Annotated in this window: 14 protein-coding genes and 1 tRNA gene; 4 read left to right on the top strand and 11 right to left on the bottom strand. The window is 65.4% G+C overall.

The annotated features are described in order from the left end of the window. Positions 1-4: 4 nt before the first annotated feature. Positions 5-1,102, bottom strand: a complete 1,098-nt coding sequence (locus AB2N08_RS14805; protein WP_367611424.1) for a patatin-like phospholipase family protein — start codon at positions 1,100-1,102, stop codon at positions 5-7. A 107-nt stretch (positions 1,103-1,209) separates the two neighbouring features. Here AB2N08_RS14805 and AB2N08_RS14800 point away from each other — a divergent pair, with 107 nt between their 5' ends. Beyond that, a complete protein-coding gene (locus tag AB2N08_RS14800) occupies positions 1,210-3,087 on the top strand; it encodes a DUF3857 domain-containing transglutaminase family protein (RefSeq protein WP_367611423.1) in 1,878 nt (625 codons plus the stop codon). 15 nt (positions 3,088-3,102) lie between these two features. Here the strand turns inward: AB2N08_RS14800 and pth are convergent, their stop codons facing one another. The 7 genes from pth to AB2N08_RS14765 form a co-directional block, all read right to left on the bottom strand. After that, a complete protein-coding gene (pth, locus tag AB2N08_RS14795) occupies positions 3,103-3,687 on the bottom strand; it encodes an aminoacyl-tRNA hydrolase (protein WP_258837205.1) in 585 nt (194 codons plus the stop codon). A 124-nt stretch (positions 3,688-3,811) separates the two neighbouring features. After that, the gene (locus AB2N08_RS14790; RefSeq protein ID WP_367611422.1) at positions 3,812-4,405 is read right to left on the bottom strand and encodes a 50S ribosomal protein L25/general stress protein Ctc; all 594 of its coding nucleotides are present in this window, start codon (positions 4,403-4,405) and stop codon (positions 3,812-3,814) included. A 260-nt stretch (positions 4,406-4,665) separates the two neighbouring features. After that, on the bottom strand, positions 4,666-5,616 hold the full coding sequence (locus AB2N08_RS14785; protein WP_367611421.1) for a ribose-phosphate pyrophosphokinase: 951 nt from the start codon (positions 5,614-5,616) through the stop codon (positions 4,666-4,668). 145 nt (positions 5,617-5,761) lie between these two features. After that, positions 5,762-5,838, bottom strand: a tRNA-Gln gene (locus AB2N08_RS14780). An 83-nt stretch (positions 5,839-5,921) separates the two neighbouring features. After that, positions 5,922-6,815 carry a 4-(cytidine 5'-diphospho)-2-C-methyl-D-erythritol kinase gene (ispE, locus tag AB2N08_RS14775; RefSeq protein WP_367611420.1) on the bottom strand — a complete coding sequence of 298 codons (894 nt, stop codon included), beginning with the start codon at positions 6,813-6,815 and terminating at the stop codon, positions 5,922-5,924. Positions 6,816-6,819: 4 nt separating this feature from the next. Further along, positions 6,820-7,440 carry a lipoprotein insertase outer membrane protein LolB gene (gene lolB / locus AB2N08_RS14770; RefSeq protein WP_367611419.1) on the bottom strand — a complete coding sequence of 207 codons (621 nt, stop codon included), beginning with the start codon at positions 7,438-7,440 and terminating at the stop codon, positions 6,820-6,822. Positions 7,441-7,474: 34 nt separating this feature from the next. Next, positions 7,475-9,274: a tetratricopeptide repeat protein gene (locus AB2N08_RS14765; protein WP_367611418.1), complete on the bottom strand. Its 1,800-nt coding sequence runs from the start codon at positions 9,272-9,274 to the stop codon at positions 7,475-7,477. Between the two features lie 102 nt (positions 9,275-9,376). On the opposite strand from AB2N08_RS14765, the gene mutM reads away from it, so the two are divergent. From mutM to mutY, 3 genes are read left to right on the top strand one after another with little or no spacing between them, the layout of a single operon-like run. After that, entirely contained in the window at positions 9,377-10,210 is an 834-nt protein-coding gene (gene mutM / locus AB2N08_RS14760) for a bifunctional DNA-formamidopyrimidine glycosylase/DNA-(apurinic or apyrimidinic site) lyase (protein WP_367611417.1), read from the top strand. Between the two features lie 21 nt (positions 10,211-10,231). After that, positions 10,232-12,184 carry a dynamin family protein gene (locus AB2N08_RS14755; RefSeq protein ID WP_367611416.1) on the top strand — a complete coding sequence of 651 codons (1,953 nt, stop codon included), beginning with the start codon at positions 10,232-10,234 and terminating at the stop codon, positions 12,182-12,184. Next, positions 12,181-13,305 carry an A/G-specific adenine glycosylase gene (gene mutY, locus AB2N08_RS14750; RefSeq protein ID WP_367611415.1) on the top strand — a complete coding sequence of 375 codons (1,125 nt, stop codon included), beginning with the start codon at positions 12,181-12,183 and terminating at the stop codon, positions 13,303-13,305. The genes AB2N08_RS14755 and mutY overlap by 4 nt, the downstream gene beginning before the upstream one ends. A 139-nt stretch (positions 13,306-13,444) precedes the next feature. Here mutY and AB2N08_RS14745 read toward each other — a convergent pair whose 3' ends face one another. The 3 genes from AB2N08_RS14745 to AB2N08_RS14735 all read right to left on the bottom strand — a co-directional run bounded on the left by AB2N08_RS14745 (position 13,445) and on the right by AB2N08_RS14735 (position 18,417). Next, positions 13,445-14,590 (bottom strand): deoxyguanosinetriphosphate triphosphohydrolase, encoded by a 1,146-nt coding sequence (locus AB2N08_RS14745; RefSeq protein WP_367611414.1) that lies wholly within the window; start codon positions 14,588-14,590, stop codon positions 13,445-13,447. A 17-nt stretch (positions 14,591-14,607) separates the two neighbouring features. After that, entirely contained in the window at positions 14,608-16,218 is a 1,611-nt protein-coding gene (aroKB, locus tag AB2N08_RS14740; protein WP_370662425.1) for a bifunctional shikimate kinase/3-dehydroquinate synthase AroKB, read from the bottom strand. Positions 16,219-16,368: 150 nt separating this feature from the next. Beyond that, on the bottom strand, positions 16,369-18,417 hold the full coding sequence (locus tag AB2N08_RS14735; RefSeq protein WP_367611412.1) for a hypothetical protein: 2,049 nt from the start codon (positions 18,415-18,417) through the stop codon (positions 16,369-16,371). Between the last annotated feature and the right edge of the window lie 80 nt (positions 18,418-18,497).

Below are 18,497 nucleotides of genomic sequence, written 5' to 3'. Positions count from 1 at the left end.
TGGCTCAGAGCGGCCGGACCCGCCCCAGGTCCGGCCGTAACGCGAACTCGGCCAGTTCATCCCGCAGGCGCCCGCCCTCCCCGATCGCATTGCGCCAGACGCGGATGCGCGCATCGTGGTCGAGACCGAACGCCGTGAAATCGGTCCGGTCGGGCAATTTACCGCGCGGCAGCGAGCGCAGGAATTCTTGCGAGGGCGCCACCACCAGCACATTGTCCAGCCAGCCGCGATTGGGCCCGCGCGCCGCGCGCCGCCATGGCATGCTTTTATCAAGCCAGCCGGGCACGATGTGATCGGTGAAATGCGGATACAGCACCAGTTCGCTTTTGCTCGCACCGGCCGCGCGCGCGTACGGCAAGGCCAGGTGGTAGTCGATGATGCCGCCATCCCAGTAACTGCCGGGCGGTGCGTCGGCGATGTCGGTCACCGCTTTCATGATCAACGGCAGCGTGCCCGAGGCCAGCAAGCCAGGGGCCAGATTGGCGCGGGTCAGTGTCGAGAAATGCGTCGTGAAACTGTCGAATGGTTCGTGCAACCATGGCGCCTGACTGCGCGCGTCACCGATCACCACCCTCTCCATCAAGCGCCCCAGCCAGGCCCGTGAGCCGGCATTGTGCAGCGCGGCCGATGCAAAGCCGCGCAGTTCGGCGTGGCGACCGCTTGGGGCGGCCAGCGAACGCAGGCCACGGCCGGCCAGGATGTGCAGGCGATGATGGGGATGCTGCACGATGTCGTCTTCGTGCCCGCTGACCAGTTCGGCCAGCAGGGCTTGCACGACGGCGTCGATTTCTTGCGCGCTGGGCTTCAGGCGCGTGTAGCGCTGGCCGGTGTAGAGCTCGCCCAGGCGGGCGAACGCTTTGGCCGGATCCTTCTGGCACGCCGCGGCCATGCGCCAGGCGCCAATGGAGGCACCGATCAACGTACGCTCGCGCGGCGCCGCCGGCAACCACTCGCCGAACAACCACGCATCGAGCGCTTCGAAGATCAGGCCCTTGGGGCCGCCCGCCGCGGCCGGCACGATGGCGATGTCCTGCGCGCGCAAGCCATGCGCGGCAATCTGGGCCATGGCGAGGGGTCCGGCCTGGAAGGTGAGCGCTTTCATGGTGAAATTATCGCAGAAGTCGGGCCGACGGCAGCCGCTTGCGCGACATCAATCCTGCCCGGGCGTCGCCCCGTAACATGGGCCGGTCGCGTGCCTGAAAGAGTGAGATGTCCCTGCGCTGCCTCGTCATGCTGTGCCTGCTTCTATGGCCTTTGATCGGTCAGCCGGCATGCGCGCGCGACTCCGGTACCGACCGCTCCGTCGTCGTCGAGCGCCACGTACGCCACTTCGTCGTCGAACCCAGCGGCGCCTACCTGCTCACGGTCGAGCAAAGCAAGACCATCGTCGATCGCGACGCCCTGCACGAACATGCCCAGTACTATATCGGCTACAACCAGTCGCTCGACGACGTCATCGACGTCCAGGCCTACACTGAAAAAGCCGACGGGCGCCGGCTCGCCGTGCAGCCGCACCAGATCCGCGACCAGCAAGAAGCCGCCTCGATCGACGCCCCGATGTTCCAGGACACGCGCCTGAAGATCGTCGTGTTTCCCGATGTCGATGCGGGCGACCGCGTCGTGGTGCGCTATGTCGTGCGGCGCCATACGCCGCTGTTTCCCGGCCATTTTGAAGACCTGTCCGCCGCGCGCTTCCAGCGCCAGCGCGACTTTCGGCTGGTCTACGACCTGCCGGCGGCGCTACTGCTGCACGCCGACGCCACCGGATTCGCGCCCACGACCGTCGCCGACCTGCCCGAACCCGCCGCCGGCAAGCGGCGCTACGCCTGGCGCTATCTCGATGGCGACAACGCCCGGCTCGAAGCCGACTCGGTCAGCTATCTCGATTACGGCAAGCGGCTCGCCGTGTCCACCTTCGCCGACTACGCCGCCTTTGCCCGCGCCTACCAGGAGCGCGCTGCCGGGCGCGCGTTGCCCGACGATGCCGTGACGGCGCTTGCCGCGCGCATCACGGGCGCCCTGGTCGAGCGGCGCGCGCGGGCGATCGCACTGTCCGACTGGGTGCGCCGCAACGTGCGTTATGTGGGCGTGTATCTCGGCCCCGGCAGCGTGGTGCCGCATGCGGCGGCCAGCGTGCTGGCCAACCGCTATGGCGATTGCAAAGACCACGCGACGCTGCTCGAAGCCCTGCTGGCCAGTGCCGGCATCGACAGCACCGTGGCACTGGTCAACAACGGCGACGCCTATCGCTTGCCCGCCGTGCCCACGCTGGGCGTGCTCAATCATGCAATCGTGTACGTGCCGTCGTTGCAGCTGTATCTGGATCCGACGGCCGAAAACGTGGCGGGCGGCTTCTTGCCGGCGGCCCTGCTCGGCAAGCCGGCGGTGCTGGCGCGCTCGGGCGACTTCGCGATGATCCCGTTCTTCCAGCAGGCACGCAGTCGCACGTTCACGCAGTTTGACATCGGGCCTGATGGCAATAGCCGCTTCAAGGTCACGCGCACCGGCAGCGGCGCCCAGGCCGAACCGTACCGGCGCGTCGTGCGCGCGACGGCGCCGCTCGAACGCGAACGCCTGGCCGAACGCATGCTGCAGGGGCTGGGCCAGTTCGGGGACGGCGTGCTCGAATCGACGCCGCAGGCCGAGGCGGACAACCCGCGCGACGATGTCACGCTGTCGTTTCGCGGCGCCAGCAGCGGCTTCACGCAACTGCCCGGCCCGGCAGGCCTCGCCACCACATACAGTCTCTGGGGCGGCCTGGGCGACGCCGTGCTGGCGTTCGCGCAAGAGCCCGAGCGGCGCCAGGAATTTGTCTGTCCGGCGATCGATGCCGAGGATGAACTACGCTTTCAGCTGCCGAAGCATTCGCGGGTGCTGGCGCTGCCACGCGCCGTGCGTGTCGAAGACGCCAACTTCGCCTATCGCTCGCACTATGCGCGGCGCGGCGCGCTGGTGACGGTGCGGCGCCAGCTCAAGTTCCGGCACACGGCGGCAACCTGCTCGCCCGACGACTACCGGCGCATGCGGCCCGCGCTCGAGCGCATGCTGCGCGACCTGCGCTCGCAGATCGTGTTCAAGGGCGGCTGAAAATGTTGAATGCAATCAGGCCGTATGCAAGCGCATCGTGGCGGTGTCAAACTTGCCTTCGCAAACCAGCGGAATGATGTGCAGGCTCTTGTCGATCGATTCTTCGATCAGGCTCTGCTCTTCGCGGCGCGGGCGGTGCAGCACAAAATCGGCCACCACCTGCTGCAGGTTCATCGTGCGCGGATGGCCGATGCCAAGACGCAGGCGCCAGTAGTCCTGGGTGCCCAGCGCCGCCGTGATGTCCTTCAGGCCGTTGTGCCCACCGGACGACCCACCCTTCTTGAGCTTGGCCACGCCCGGCGGCAGATCGAGCTCATCGTGCACGACCAGCACTTCATCCGGATTGATTTTATAAAAGCGCGCCAGGCCGCCGACCGACTGGCCGGAGCGGTTCATATAGGTCTGCGGCTCGAGCAGCCAGACATCGTTGCCGGCAATGGATGTCTTGGCGACCAGGGCATTGAAACGCGATTCGCGCTGCAGGCGGCAACCCGGCAAGCCATTGGCCAGATTGTCCACGAGCCAGAAGCCGGCGTTGTGGCGGGTTTGTTCGTACTCGGGGCCGGGATTGCCGAGGCCAACGATCAGTCGGATGGACATGCGTAAGGTTCTGTCGAGAAAAGGCGATTATCGCCGAAACCTGCGATTCAAAAAATAAAAACCCGCCGGGCAAGCCGCGGCGGGTTTTTTGCGATGCGCCGCCGGAGCGACGCGTCAGCTGCGATTACTCGGCAGCTGGGGTCTCTTCAGCGGTGACTGCGCCGCGTGGGATGGTTGCGGTGACGATGGTCAGGTTCTGGCCGTGGGTCAGCGCGGTGACGCCTTCTGGCAGGACCAGGTCGTCGGTGTGGATCGAGTTACCGGCTTCCAGGTTTGCCAGGTCGACTTCGATGAACTCTGGCAGTTTGCCTGGCAGGCACGACACTTCCAGCTCGTTCAGCACGTGCGAGATGACAGCGCTGTTCAGCTTGACGGCTGGCGAGGTCTCGGCGTTGACGAAGTGGAAAGCGACTTTGGTGTGCACTGGCTTCGACGAATCGACGCGCTGGAAGTCAGCGTGCAGGACCAGTTGCTTGAACGCGTGCATCTGGAAGTCGCGCAGCAGGACTTGCTGGGTCTTGCCGTCGATTTCCAGGTCCAGGACCGAACCGTGGAACGCTTCTTTTTTCAGCGCGTGCCACAGGGCGTTACCGTCCAGGGCGATCAGTTCAGGAACACCGGCGCCACCGTAGATGATGCCTGGCGTTTGACCAGCTTTACGCAGGCGGCGGCTCGCTCCGGTCCCCTGCAGAGTGCGGTTGAATGCGACTACTTTCATGTGATACTCCAAAAATAAAACAGGCCCGAATGCCGAAGAAAACGATCAACAGCCCGGTAGCCAAGTGGCGACCACCCCCGCGACCAGGGGCAGTCAAGAAAGAGCGCATTGTTACGCGCTCAAAAAAAACGACGTTGCCGGCACAGCCGGCAATGTCGTCCCCGCGAAGGCGGGAACGACATAGTCCAACCTAATCTGATACACCAACGGCGCGCCGGCTGTTCAGCCAGGCGCGCCGTGGAAAACGACGTCGATAATGCTTAGTCGACGAACAGCGAAATCACCGAGTCACCCTTGACGATCCGCTTGAAGGTCTCGGCCAGCAGCGGTGCGCACGTGAGCTGGCGAATCTTGCCGCAAGCGGCGCCGGCTGCACTGAGCGGGATGGTGTCGGTGACCACCAGTTCATCCAGCGGCGAGTTCGCGATGCGATCGATCGCCGGGCCGGACAGCACCGGGTGCGTACAGTAAGCAACCACCTTCTTGGCGCCGCGCTCCTTGAGCACTTCGGCAGCCTTGCACAGCGTGCCTGCGGTGTCGACCATGTCATCCATGATCACGCAGTTGCGGCCTTCGACTTCACCGATGATGTTCATCACTTCGGACACGTTCGCCTTCGGGCGACGCTTGTCGATGATCGCCAGGTCGCAACCCAGGCGCTTGGCCAGGGCACGTGCGCGCACCACGCCGCCGACGTCCGGCGAGACGACCAGCAGGTCGTCGTAGTTGCGCTTCTGCAGATCGCTCAGCAGGATTGGCGATGCGTAGATATTGTCGACCGGGATATCGAAGAAACCCTGGATTTGGTCAGCGTGCAGGTCCATGATCAGGACGCGCTCGACGCCGGCTTTTTCGAGCATGTTCGCCACAACCTTGGCCGAGATCGCAACACGCGCCGAACGCGGGCGACGATCTTGACGGGCATAACCGAAGTAAGGAATCGCTGCAGTGATGCGGCCAGCTGAGGCACGCTTGAGAGCGTCGACCATCAGGATGATTTCCATCAGGCTGTCGTTGGTCGGTGCGCAGGTCGATTGCAGGACGAAGACATCCTTGCCGCGCACGTTCTCATTGATCTCGACCATGACTTCGCCGTCAGAAAACTTCGAGACGACGGCCTTGCCGAGTGGAATACCGAGGCTTTTTGCGACCCCTTCTGCTAGCGCCGGATTGGCATTGCCGGTAAAAACCATCAGGTTTTCGTAAGCCATGGGAGTCCCAAAAGGTAAGAAGCGTTAATACAGTAGAAAAACAATCAGCCGGCTATACCGGCTGATTCACGTGCTGCTATGGTGCCTGGCACCTTATTGCGATCTTCTTGCTGGACGCATACGCATCGACAGAACAAGAAAACTTTGGCAGGGGAACAAGGATTCGAACCTTGGAATGCCGGAATCAAAATCCGGTGCCTTAACCAACTTGGCGATTCCCCTACACGACCTGTACTGCTTGCCGCTTCACATTGTGCTGCACATCTTCATGTACTGCTCAGCGCCGCGACAGGCAAAATTTTATGCTACAACTCACCCATTTGCAAGAGCGATTTCATCATCGGGTGTGTCTTCAGCGACTTCGCTTTCCATGCCGTGAACTGCTTCGGCACCTGCGCCAACACCTGGTCGGCAGCGTCTTCGCTGGAGACTGCGCAAAACACGCATGCCCCTGAGCCAGTCATCCTGGCATCGCCGTAGCTACTCAACCATTCAACCGCTTCGGCTACCGGCGGGAACAGGCGCGTTGCCACGTTCTGCAAATCATTTTTACCAAACCCCACCATGCTGCCTGAATTGGTGTGGCTGGAAAAGTCCGCTATTCTGACCGGCTTTGTGTCCCTTGTCAAATCTGCCGCAGAAAAAATTGCAGGGGTCGGCACCGCCACACCCGGCTCGAGCACGACGTACCAGCAATCCGGCCCGTCCACGGCCTGCAAGGTCTCGCCCACGCCCTCCGCAAATGCCGTCTCGCCGAACAGGAAGAACGGAATATCGGCGCCCAGCGGCAAGCCCAGCGCCATCAATTCTTCGCGCGTGAGGCCAGCCTGCCACAGCTGGTTGGCCGCCATCAGCGCGGTGGCGGCATCGGATGAACCGCCGCCAAGCCCGCCACCCATCGGCAGGATCTTGTCGATCGCCACATCGATGCCCGGCGGCAGACGGCCATGACGACGCGCGTACTCGGCCTGCAGCAGGCGCAGCGCGCGCACGATCAGGTCCTGGTCGTGCGGCACGCCGGGCACGTCGTTCGTGCGCACGATGCGCTCGTCGTCACGCAAGTCAAAATGCAGGCGATCGGCGCGCTCGATCAGCTGGAACACGCTTTGCAGCAGGTGGTAACCATCGGCGCGCCGGCCGGTGACGTGCAAAAACAGGTTGAGTTTGGCCGGGGCCGGACAATCGTGCAAAAAACGCATGGGATCAGGCCGCCGGGTTGACGACGATGCGGATCGCCAGATCCTGGATGTCGCCCGACGCTGCGCGCTCGGCCTGGATCAGGCGGGGCACTGGCGCGGCACTGGCGCCACCAGCAGCGCCGCCGGCCGCGTCTTGCCAGTCGACGAAGCGCAGGCGCCAGCCATCCTTCGTCGTCACGCTGTTGCTGGCCGGCGAAGCACGAAAACGCTGCCCCTGCGCATCGACCGCATAGCCCTGCAACCAGTCGCGCAAGCCCGACACCGGCAGCGGCCAGCCCAGCGTCTGCTGGGTCAGGCTATCGATGTCAGCCGCCGTGCGCGGCGCCTCGCCGCCCTGGGTCAGCGTCGCCGAGCCAGGCGTGACATTGATTGCCGCGACGGTTTGCCCCAGCGGCGACATCAGGGTGACGTCGATCGTGCCCGGACGCTGCTCCCAGTTGAAACTGCCACTGATCGATTCTGGCCGGCCATCCTTTTGATAGTTCACCGACAGGCGCCCGGCCAGGTCGATCGTCTCGCGATAGTCGCCGACCGTGGCGGTGGACAGGTTGGCGGTGCTCGTCGCGCAACCGGTCAGGACCGTGGCGGCAAGGGCGAAGATGGCTAGGCGTCGTGTCAGCAGCATACAAGGCAAAATTAAATGAACGGAGCGGATTATTTCACAAGGACTGGCCGAGGCGCGCCAGCGTCTCGCGCAGGGCGTCGTTCTGCGGGTCTTTCGCCCGGGCGTCGCGCCACAGTTTCTGGGCCGCCGACTTATCGCCCTTCTGCCACAGCACTTCACCGAGGTGAACGCCGATTTCAGCATCCTTGCGCACGCCATACGCGCGGCGCAGGAATTTTTCTGCCTCGTTCAGATTGCCCATGCGATAGTGAATCCAGCCCATGCTGTCCATGATGAACGGATCGTCCGGCGCCATCTCGAGCGCCTTGGCGATCAGGCCATACGCTTCTTGCAGGCGCACATTGCGTTCGGCCAGCGAGTAGCCCAGCGCATTGTAGGCGTGGTGGTTGTCGGGCGCCTGCGCCATCACTTCGCGCAATTGCGCTTCCATCACGTCGACCTTGCCCAGCTTTTCTGCCAGCAGCGCGAAGTCGTACAACAGGTCCGGGTTTTTCGGGAACTGCTTCGTCGCCGCTTCCATCACCGCATACGCCTGGGGCAACTGGTTGGCCTGGCGCAGCAATTGCGCCTCGGCCGCCATGACCTGGGCCTGGCGTTCCGGCTCGGCCGGCTTGACGTCGCCCAGCAGACGGCGCGCCGCGGCCAGATCGCCGCCCTTGCCCGTCAAGTGCGCGCGGCGCAATTGCGCATTGAAGCGGGTTTGCTCGTCGGTGTTGTCGGGCACCTTGTTCAACCACAGCAGGGCACCGGCCAGGTCACCGCGCTCCTCGGCCAGCTGCGACAGGATCAACAGCGCGCGCGACGGGTCGCGTTCGTCATTCGGATTGCGGCCGAGTACGTCCACGAAGCGGGTGAAATAGGTTTCCGCGCCTGGCGCATCGTCCATCTGCGTGGCCAGGATACCGAGCGCATACAGGGTCGCGGCATTCTCTGGCTGCACCTTCAGGAGCGACTCGAACTCGCGCCGCGCAGCAGGATAATCCTTGCGGTTGACCAGCACGCGGGCATAGGCGGCGCGCACATCGTTGGCTTTCGGATAGCTCTTGAGGAATTTCTCCATCATGGCCACCACCTGCGTTTCATCCTCGGTGACCTGCGCCAGCATCAGCAGCGCGATCTCGGCGTCGGGTTTCACGGCCAGCGCCGCTTGCGCGTGGCTGCGCGCCAGCGCCTTGTCACCGCGCACCAGCGCGATCTGGGCGCGCACGATGCGCGCTTCCATCATCTTGTCGTAGGGCTCGATCAGGCGCTCGAGCATGGCGATGGCGGCTTCTTTGTCCTTGGCCCGGCCCAGCAATTGCTGGACCTGGAACATCAGGATGCCGCGCCGGGCCGCCGGCGCTTCGCGCAGGCGCTCTTCGAACACGGGCTCGAGCTCGGCGATCTTCTCGGACGTGACCACCATGCCGACGAAGTACTGGGTCGCTTCGTCGGATTCGGGGTCGAGCCGGTACCACAGGCGCACTGCGGCCAGCGTGTCGTCAGCCTGCTTGGCCGCCACCGCCATTTCGGCGGCGCGCCGGGCCAGGCGCGGATCGCGCGTCTGCTGGGCCAGGCTCAGCACCGTGAGGTACGGCCCTTGCCAGTCGCCATTGCGAAACGCGAATTCGGCCTTAAGTAACTGGTCGAGCATGATCGGTGTCATCTCGACCTTCGGCAGGCGGGCTTCTTCCTCGGCTTTTTGCCTGGCAGCCAACGCTTCGTCATCGAGCAAGGGCTCGGCGGCAGGCGTGGATGAAGACTGGACGTCGGCGGCGACGGAGTGCTGTTGCGGAGCGACAGCACATGCCGTCAACAGCCCGGAGAGGGTTACAATGGCGAAAGCGTTTTTCAAAGCAAGTCCAGAAGTCCAAAGTGAGTTTGATTCTACGCTCATGCGCAGACCTGCCGCGCATGCGCTGCGATGCCGACTGACTCTACACGAATCCCCTTAGGCATGCCTGAACTCCCAGAAGTCGAAGTTACCCGGCGCGGCGTCGCGCCCCATCTCGAAGGCCGCATCGTCGAGCACGTTATCTGCCGCCGCGAAGGCTTGCGCTGGCCCTTCCCGCCCGGCCTATCCGAATTGCTGGCCGGGCGCCGCATCCTGCACATCGGCCGGCGCGGCAAATATCTTTTAATTAACTTCGAGCACGGCACCCTGATCATCCACCTGGGCATGTCGGGCCACCTGCGCGTCCTGCCCCCGGGCATCGAGCCGCGCAAGCATGACCACTTCGACCTGGTCGTGACCGGCCCCGAGGGCCAGCAAGTGTTGCGCCTGCACGATCCGCGCCGCTTCGGCGCCGTGCTGTGGCATGCAGTCGAAGACGGTCCACTGGCCGAACATGTGCTGCTGCGCGGCCTGGGCGTCGAGCCGCTGGATGACGGCTTCGACGGCGCCCTGCTGTACCGCGAAACGCGCCGCCGCAGCGCCCCGATCAAGCAGGTGCTGCTGGCCGGCGATATCGTCGTCGGCGTGGGCAATATCTACGCCTGCGAAAGCCTGTTCCGCGCCGGCATCAGCCCGAAAACGGCCGCTTCGCGCATCAGCCGCGCGCGCTACGACCGGCTGGCTGAAGCGATCCGCGCCATCCTGGCCGCCGCCATCGTGCAAGGCGGCAGCACGCTGCGTGACTTTATTGCTGTAAATGGCCAGTCTGGATATTTCCAGCAGACATATTTCGTCTATGATCGTGCTGGCGTGCCGTGCCGCCAATGCGAGGCCCCGGTACGCCAGATAAAGCAAGGACAACGTTCGACGTTCTATTGCGCGCAGTGCCAGCGCTAGCCCTCCCTACGAGCCAACACAATGCAGGATTTACAACAGTATGGCGCCTGGCGCGCCCGGGTCGCCAACTCCCTCACCGGTTACGCCAGCGCGCTGCGCGAGGCCGGGCTGATCGAAGCGGCCGGCGAGCAGGTCCTGGCGCGTGCGTTGGGCCGGCTGCGTGACGATCGCCTGTCGGTCGCCTTCGTGGCCGAATTCTCGCGCGGCAAGACCGAGCTGATCAACGCACTGTTCTTCGCCGACTACGGCCAGCGCATCCTGCCGTCGAGCGCCGGCCGCACCACCATGTGCCCGACCGAACTGCTGTGGGATGCGAGCCTGCCGCCGTGCCTGCGCCTGCTGCCGATCGATACCCGCGCCGGCAACCTGTCGACGGGCGACTACCGCGACGATCCCGCCGCCTGGACCGTACTCCCGCTCGACCTCGACACGCCGGCGAACATGCACGACACGCTGCGCCAGGTGAGCCAGACCAGGCGCGTCTCGACCGTCGAAGCGCAGCGCTACGGCCTGTACGACGCCCACGACCCCGACCTGGCGGCCAGCCTGGACGCGGACGGCACGATCGAGATCCCGCGCTGGCGCCACGCCATCATCAACCTGCCGCACCCGCTGCTCAAGCAGGGGCTGGTGATCCTCGATACGCCGGGCCTGAACGCCATCGGCACCGAGCCGGAACTGACGCTCAACCTGATCCCGAACGCGCACGCGGTGCTGTTCGTGCTGGCCGCCGAGACGGGCGTGACCAAGAGCGACATCGAAGTCTGGCGCACGCATATCGGCGCCGGTCCGGGGCGCCTGGCGGTGCTCAATAAAATCGACGCCATGTGGGACGAACTCAAGTCGCCACAAGCCATCGACGCCGAGATCGCGCGCCAGCAGCACGACGTGGCGCGCCAGCTGGGCCTGGCCGCCGGCCAGGTGTATCCGGTATCGGCGCACAAGGCGCTGGTCGGGCGCATCGGCGGCGACATGGCCCTGTTCGAGCGCAGCCGCCTGGGCGCGCTCGAATCGGCGCTGTTCCACGAACTGATACCGGCGCGGCGCGCCATCGTCGAGCGCCAGTTGCACGCCGACCTGAACACCCTGATGGCCGGCCAGCAGACGCTGGTGGCCACGCGCCTGCGCGAACTGGTCGAGCAGTTGCAGGAACTGCGCAGCCTGCGCGGCAAGAACCAGAGCGTGATCGCGCACATGGTGCGCCGGGTCGAGGCCGAAAAGAAGGAATTCGACGCCGGCCTGTTCAAGCTGCAGGGCACGCGCGCCGTGTTCACGCGCCTGTCGACCGAGCTGTATACGCTGCTGGGTATGGACGTGCTGCAAGACCGCACCGAGACCGTGCGCGCGGCGATGAGCGCGGTGCGCTTCGCCACCGGCATGCGCACGCCGGTGCGCAACTACTTCGACGGCGCGCGTGCCGGCCTGGCAGAGGCCAGCGCCAAGCTCGATGAAATCACGTCGATGATGGACGCCATGCACCGCAAGTTCGCCGCCGAGCATGGCATGAGCCTGAGCCTGCCGCCGGCCCTGTCACTGGCGCGCCACCGCGACGAGATCGACGCCATCGAAGAACTCTTTTCGCGCCAGTTCGGCACCGCCACCCTGTGGATGAACAGCCGGGCCACGCTGCTCGAACGCTTCTTCGATTCGATCGCCTCGCGCGTGCGCCGCGTGTACCGCGCCGCCAACGCCGACATCGAAGGTTGGCTCAAGGTCGCCAACGCGCCGCTCGAAGCGCAGATTCGCCAGCACCGCGACAACCTGCGCCAGCGCCAGGCCACGGTCAAGCGCATCCACGAAGCGAGCGACAGCCTGGAACAGAAAATCAGCGCCTTCGAGAGCGGCCAGGCCGACCTCGAAGTCATGCGCACGCGCCTCGGTTCACTGGCCACGGGCGTCACGGATACCTTGTCGGCGCCCTTCCCCAATACCGCAGCGGCCACCAGCGCCGAAGCCCACTACACGACTGCATGAAGCGACTGACCGAGTTCGACCAGCTGGCCGATCCCACCTTTTCCCGGGCCGTGATCGACTGGCAGCGCAGCCACGGCCGCCACAGCCTGCCGTGGCAGAACACCACTGACGCGTACCGCGTGTGGCTGTCGGAAATCATGCTGCAGCAGACGCAGGTCGCTGCGGTACTGGGCTACTACGCCCGCTTTCTCGAACGCTTCCCGACCGTGCAGGCGCTGGCCGAAGCCCCGGCGGAAGATGTCATGGCCCACTGGAGCGGCCTGGGTTACTACACCCGCGCGCGCAACCTGCACGCCTGCGCAAAACGCGTGGTGGCGGACTACGACGGCGTATTCCCGAGCGACCCGGCGCTGCTGGCCGACCTGCCCGGCATCGGCCGCTCGACCGCCGCCGCCATCGCCGCGTTCTCGAGCGGCGTGCGCGCCGCGATCATGGACGGCAACGTCAAGCGCGTCTTCGCGCGCGTGTTCGGGATCGATGCCTATCCCGGCATCAAGCCGGTCGAAGACGCGCTGTGGCGCCGCGCCGAAGCGCTGCTGCCGGAGGTGACCAATGACCCTGGCGCCATCGAGTCGTACACCCAGGGCCTGATGGACCTGGGCGCGACGCTGTGCACGCGCTCGCGTCCCGACTGCGGGCGTTGCCCGCTGCAGGCGCGCTGCGTGGCCTTCGCCACCGGCCGCACGGCCGAACTGCCGGTGCGCAAACCCAAGAAGAAGACACCCGAAAAACGCACCGCGATGCTGGTGCTGATCGACCGCGGCGAAGTGCTGCTCGAGCAGCGCCCGCAGACCGGCATCTGGGGCGGCCTGCTGTCGCTGCCGGAAGTGGGCGGCCATGCGGCGATGGATGGCGACGCCGATCCGGTCTGTACGACGGACATCGCCGCGGCAAGTCGCGCGTTCGGCACACTCGACGAAGTGCGGGCGCTGACGCCCTTGACGCATGGTTTCACCCACTACAAACTGCACATCGCGCCGTTCGCGGTGACGCTGGCCACACGGGGCGCGCATGGGGATCGGCACGTGTGGTGGAAGCTCGATGCGATTGGCGACGCGCCGCTGCCAGCGCCGGTCAAGAAGTTGTTGCTGGATCTAGCACAACCGAATTTGTTCAGTTAGCCTTAAAACGTCGTTCCAGCGGAGGCTGGAACCCAAGTTCGTAGCGTGCCACTTGCGTCAAACGTAGCTGGTATGCATGCAAACTTAGGTTCCCGCCAAGGCGCCCGGCGAGGGCGGGAACGACGTGCCTGGGCGGCCCTCAGAATTGCTCGAGCGAAAAGATGCGGCGGTGCTCGCGGATCGCGTAGCGGTCGGTCATGCCAGCGATGTAGTCGGCGATCTTGCGCGCCTGCCGGTGCGGATCGTCCTGCACCTGGTAGTCGCCCGGTAGCAGGACGGGGTCCGTCAGGAAGGCCTCGAACAGTTCGCGCACGATGCGGCTGGCTTTCACGCGCGTGCGGTTGACCTGGAAGTGGCGGTACAGGTTCGCGTACAGAAAACGCTTGAGCGCCACGGTCTCGGCGCGCATGGCGTCCGAGAAGCGGATCAGGGGTGGCGCCGCGCGTACGTCGTCGATGGTTGACGGCGCCGCGTCGGCGATCAGTTGCGCCGACGTCTCGACCAGGTCAGCCGTCATCGCCGTGATCATCAGGCGAATCGTCTCGTACAGCGCGCGCCGGCCCGGCAAGCCCGGATAACGCGCCTCGACCTCGCGATGCAGGCGCGCGAACAGCTCGACTTCTTCCATCTGCGCCATCGTGAGCAGGCCCGAACGCAGGCCGTCGTCGATGTCGTGGTTGTTGTACGCGATCTCGTCGGCCAGATTGGTCAGCTGGGCTTCGAGGCTCGGCTGGCTGCGCTCGATGAAGCGCTGGCCCAGGTCGCCCAGCTGGCGCGCGTTGTTGAGCGAGCAGTGCTTGAGGATGCCTTCGCGCGTCTCGAACGTGAGGTTCAGGCCATCGAAGGCGCCGTAGTGTTCTTCCAGGTGGTCGACCACGCGCAGGCTTTGCAGATTGTGCTCGAAGCCGCCGAAATCGTGCATGCACTCGTTGAGCACATCCTGGCCCACGTGACCGAACGGCGTGTGGCCCAGGTCATGCGCCAGCGCGGTCGCTTCGACCAGGTCTTCGTTCAGGCGCAGGCTGCGCGCCAGCGTGCGGCCGATCTGCGCCACCTCGATGCTGTGCGTCAGGCGCGTGCGAAACAGGTCGCCTTCGTGGTTGATGAAAACTTGCGTCTTGTACTCGAGGCGGCGAAACGCGGTCGAATGGATGATGCGGTCGCGGTCGCGCTGGTACTCGCTGCGCGAACCGGGCCCCGGTTCGGCATGCGTGCGCCCGCGCGATTGCCTTGACAACGCCGCATACGGGGCCAGGCCGGCGTCGAAGCCGCGGTTGGGCAGCATCGCAGTCACTTGGGAGGTCATCCGCTGCAGGCCGCGAGCGTCGAGCGCAGCACGTCGAGCGGCGCGGTCGTGATCGACGGGCTTCCCAGTGGCTTCAAAAGGATAAAGCGGATTTCGCCGCCTTCGTTCTTCTTGTCGACTTCCATCAGCTCGATCCAGCGCGCTTCGCCCAGGTCGGGCGCCACCGCCGGCAGGCCGGCGGCGCGCACCAGCGCGCGCACGCGCTCCACCGCAGCAGGTTCGATCAGGCCCAGGCGCGCCGACATGTCGGCCGCCATCACCATGCCGCAGCCGACCGCTTCGCCGTGCAGCCAGGCACCGTAGCCCAGGCCGTTTTCAATGGCGTGGCCAAAGGTGTGGCCGAAATTGAGCACCGCGCGCAGGCCGCCTTCGCGTTCGTCCTTGCGCACGACATCGGATTTGATTTCGCACGAACGGGCGATGGCGTAGCCGATGGCCTGGCGCTCGCGCGCGATGAGCGGCTCGATGTTCGCTTCGATCCAGTCGAAGAAATCGGCGTCGAGGATCGCGCCATGCTTGATCACTTCGGCCAGGCCGGCCGACAGCTCGCGCGCTGGCAGCGTATTCAGCGTGGCGGTATCGGCAATCACGGCGCGCGGCTGGTAGAAGGCGCCGATCATGTTCTTGCCCAGCGGGTGGTTGATGCCGGTCTTGCCGCCCACCGACGAATCGACCTGCGCCAGCAGCGTGGTCGGGATCTGCACGAACGGCACGCCGCGCATATAGCTCGACGCGGCAAAGCCGGTCAGGTCGCCGATCACGCCGCCGCCCAGCGCCACCAGCGTGGTCTTGCGGTCGCATTTGTGCTGCAGCAGCGCGTCGTACACGAGGTTCAGCGACTGCCAGTTCTTGTGCTCTTCGCCGTCGGGAAGAATGATCTCGAGCACGTCGCGGCCCGCTGCGCGCAGGTGGCCCGCGACCTTCTCGAGGTACAGCGGCGCGACCGTGGTGTTGGTGACGATGGCCACCTTGTGGCCGCCGATGTGGCGCTCGAGCAGCGCGCGGTCGTCCAGCAAGCCGGCGCCGATCACGATCGGGTAGCTGCGCTCGCCAAGTTCGACGTTGAGGGTGATGTGTGCCTGTTCGTTCATTGCTGTCCTTGCATGCTTGCGCGCGCGGGCGTTTTCCTGCGCGGCCAGCTGGTCCAATATGGTCTGAACCATCGATTGTACGTTAGGCCGGCCCGTGTCGATGACCAGGTCGGCGATCTCGCGGTACAGCGGATCGCGCTCGGTCCAGAGCTGTTCGAGTTTGCCGCGCGGGTCGGCGGTCTGCAGCAGCGGGCGGTTCTTGTCGTGCGCGGTGCGCTGCAGGATGCTGCCGATCGACGCGCGCAGGTAGATCACGGTGCCGCGCTCGGCCAGCAGCGCGCGGCTGGCCGGGTTGAGCACGGCGCCGCCGCCGGTGGCCAGCACCAGGCCCTGCTGGGCCGAGAGGTCGCGGATCACATCGGCTTCGCGCCGGCGAAAGCAGGCTTCGCCCTCGATTTCGAAGATCCACGGGATGGTGGCGCCGGTACGCGCTTCGATCTCATGATCGGCGTCGACGAATCGACGGTTGAGCTTGCGAGCAAGCAATCGACCAATCGTGGTCTTCCCTGCCCCCATCAGGCCAACAAGGAAGATATTGTTGTTCTTGGGATGTGGCACAACCAGACCCGCTGAAATGAAAAGACGGCCAGTATAGACTGGCCGTCCCGGATTGCGGTCAAAAAGCGCACGTCCCGCGAGGTGGGGACGACACGCCTGCGCGGTCGATCAGTTCGATTTGAAGGTATAGGCCGTCACGTTGCCGCGCGGCGTGGTGACGCGCAGGATGAAGCTGCCGGTTGCGCATTCCGTGTCCGGGCGCACCGTGGCCTGGTGGATGGTGCCGCCGGTCTCGTTGGTCGATGCGACGGTACCAGGCACGAACGAGCTGGTGGACAGCTTGGTCGCATCGGTCGAGCTCACGGTGGTGCCAAATGGCATCGGGTTGCGGTTGACGTCGTACAGGCGGAAGCGCAGTTGCTGCGCGCTGCAGCCGGCGCCGGCCACGCCATTGATCACCAGTGGGTCGCCGTCGCTCGCGAGCCAGTCGCGGCAGGTGCCGTCGGCGCTGCACATCTGGCGCACCAGCGTCGCGACCGAACCGCTGAAGGTGATCTCGCGCGAGGCGCGGATGTAGTTCAGGCCCCACTTGCCGTCCGGCGTGCTGCTGTAGCTGGTCCGGTTGTACGGGAATGGCAGGTCGCCCTTGGCCGCATCGTAGGTACCGTTCATGTCGGTATCGAGGAACGCGTCGCCCATATCGCCTTCCTGGCCGCTGCTGGCGGTCGGGAATGGCTCGCCGCCGCTCGGGCAGGTATCGACCAGCGGACGATAGGCCGTGGTGCCGGTGTAGCCGCTGCAGCTGTACTGGCCATCGCCGTTGCTGTCGACGAAGTTCTCGACGCCCTGCAGGTAGGCCAGCACGGTGACGCGGCCATTGAGCGGCCGGAAGTTCTGGCTGCGCAGCGACACGGTGCAACCGCCATTGCTGGTCAGGCAGGCGCCTTGCGCCGAGCTGCCCACGGCGCCGCCCTCGGTCACGAAGTTGACGGTGGAGCCATCCGAGACCGGGTTGCCGTACTGGTCGGCCAGCAGCACGGTGATGTCGGTGGTCTCGTTATCGTATTGCAGGCCTTCGATATTGTATTTCTCGGCGCTCATCGACATCGCCTTCTGGATCGGCAGCCCGGTAGAGATGGTCAGCGCGTCCGACAGACCGCTGATCTTCACGCCATTGCGGCTTGCCTCGGCCGTCACGCGCACCGGCGTCGGGATCGTGCCCGAAGAGACCATCGTCATGACATTGCCCGATGCGTCGGTGGTGGCGCGGCGCGGCGAGACCGTCAGGCCGCCGGTATAGGTGGTGGCGGCGAAATCGACATCGACCCCGGCCAGGCCGTTATCGTTCTGGTCGACCACGCGGAAGGTCAGCTGGGCCGCTTCCGAACGGCCCTGGCCACCCGAGCCCCGGAGCACGATCGAGGTGCCCGACACGCTGCTGCCCGAGAACAGGATGCTGCCGATATTGGCCGGCGAGACCGCGACCTGGATGCTTTGCGACGAATTGCCGATCGTGACCGTGATCGTGTCGTTCACGCGCAGGCAGCCCTTGTTCGTGTAGGTAGCGGTCTGGACGCCATTGGCGAAGGCGCCGGCCACCAGGGTGGCGGTGCCGTCGCCGGAACACAGCGAGGTCATGTTCAAGCCTTCGACCGTGCTGGCCGGCTGGCCGCCGCTGGTGACCGGGATGTTCAGCGAAAGCGTGCTGAAGGCTGGCAGGCTGCCAGTCGGCGCTTGCGCGAACGACAGGCTGCCGACGGTCAGTGGCGCCGCGCCCACCGACAGATTGTAGCTGGCGGTGGCGGTCGTGCCGGCCACCACCGAGCTGGCGGTGATCGCCACCGCGCCTGCCGATGTCGTGCTGGCCGGCTTGACACTGACCGTCGCCACGCCATTCGCGTCCGTCAGGGCCGAACCGGTTGCCGGCGTGAAGACCACCAGGTCGCTCGTGGTGAACTGAACGATCGCGCCCGTGACCGGCTTGCCGGCGCTGTCGAGCACCGTGGCCTTGACCGAGGCGCTCTGGCCACCCGACAGCGACGTGATGTTGGCGCCGCCGCCATCGGTCAGGGCCAGCGTGACTTTTGGCGCCAGCGTGGTGCCGGTGCCGGTACCGGTGCCGGTGCCCGAGCCGGTGCCGCTGCCAACCGTGCCCGGCGAGCCGCCACCACCGCCGCAGGCGGCAAGCGATGCGGCCACGAGGGCGATTGCGCTCAAGCGGCCAAGGCTGGACCGGCTTGCGAGTGATGAAATGTGGTGCATGACGTGAGGTTCCCTGTTGTTCTATTTAAGTGGTC

The organism is Massilia aurea (genome assembly GCF_040790145.1).
Classification (GTDB): Bacteria; Pseudomonadota; Gammaproteobacteria; order Burkholderiales; family Burkholderiaceae_D; genus Telluria; species Telluria aurea_C.
The sequence above is the reverse complement of the archived record's forward strand: the minus strand, read 5'-3'. Positions and strand labels throughout refer to the sequence as shown.

Excerpts from the sequence above, each read along its gene's own strand:
- AB2N08_RS14805 (WP_367611424.1), bottom strand. The coding sequence starts at position 1,102 with ATGAAAGCGCTCACCTTCCAGGCCGGACCCCTCGCCATGGCCCAGATT.
- AB2N08_RS14800 (WP_367611423.1), top strand. The coding sequence starts at position 1,210 with ATGTCCCTGCGCTGCCTCGTCATGCTGTGCCTGCTTCTATGGCCTTTG.
- pth (WP_258837205.1), bottom strand. The coding sequence starts at position 3,687 with ATGTCCATCCGACTGATCGTTGGCCTCGGCAATCCCGGCCCCGAGTAC.
- AB2N08_RS14790 (WP_367611422.1), bottom strand. The coding sequence starts at position 4,405 with ATGAAAGTAGTCGCATTCAACCGCACTCTGCAGGGGACCGGAGCGAGC.
- AB2N08_RS14785 (WP_367611421.1), bottom strand. The coding sequence starts at position 5,616 with ATGGCTTACGAAAACCTGATGGTTTTTACCGGCAATGCCAATCCGGCG.
- ispE (WP_367611420.1), bottom strand. The coding sequence starts at position 6,815 with ATGCGTTTTTTGCACGATTGTCCGGCCCCGGCCAAACTCAACCTGTTT.
- lolB (WP_367611419.1), bottom strand. The coding sequence starts at position 7,440 with ATGCTGCTGACACGACGCCTAGCCATCTTCGCCCTTGCCGCCACGGTC.
- mutM (WP_367611417.1), top strand. The coding sequence starts at position 9,377 with ATGCCTGAACTCCCAGAAGTCGAAGTTACCCGGCGCGGCGTCGCGCCC.
- AB2N08_RS14755 (WP_367611416.1), top strand. The coding sequence starts at position 10,232 with ATGCAGGATTTACAACAGTATGGCGCCTGGCGCGCCCGGGTCGCCAAC.
- mutY (WP_367611415.1), top strand. The coding sequence starts at position 12,181 with ATGAAGCGACTGACCGAGTTCGACCAGCTGGCCGATCCCACCTTTTCC.
- AB2N08_RS14745 (WP_367611414.1), bottom strand. The coding sequence starts at position 14,590 with ATGCTGCCCAACCGCGGCTTCGACGCCGGCCTGGCCCCGTATGCGGCG.
- aroKB (WP_370662425.1), bottom strand. The coding sequence starts at position 16,218 with ATGGGGGCAGGGAAGACCACGATTGGTCGATTGCTTGCTCGCAAGCTC.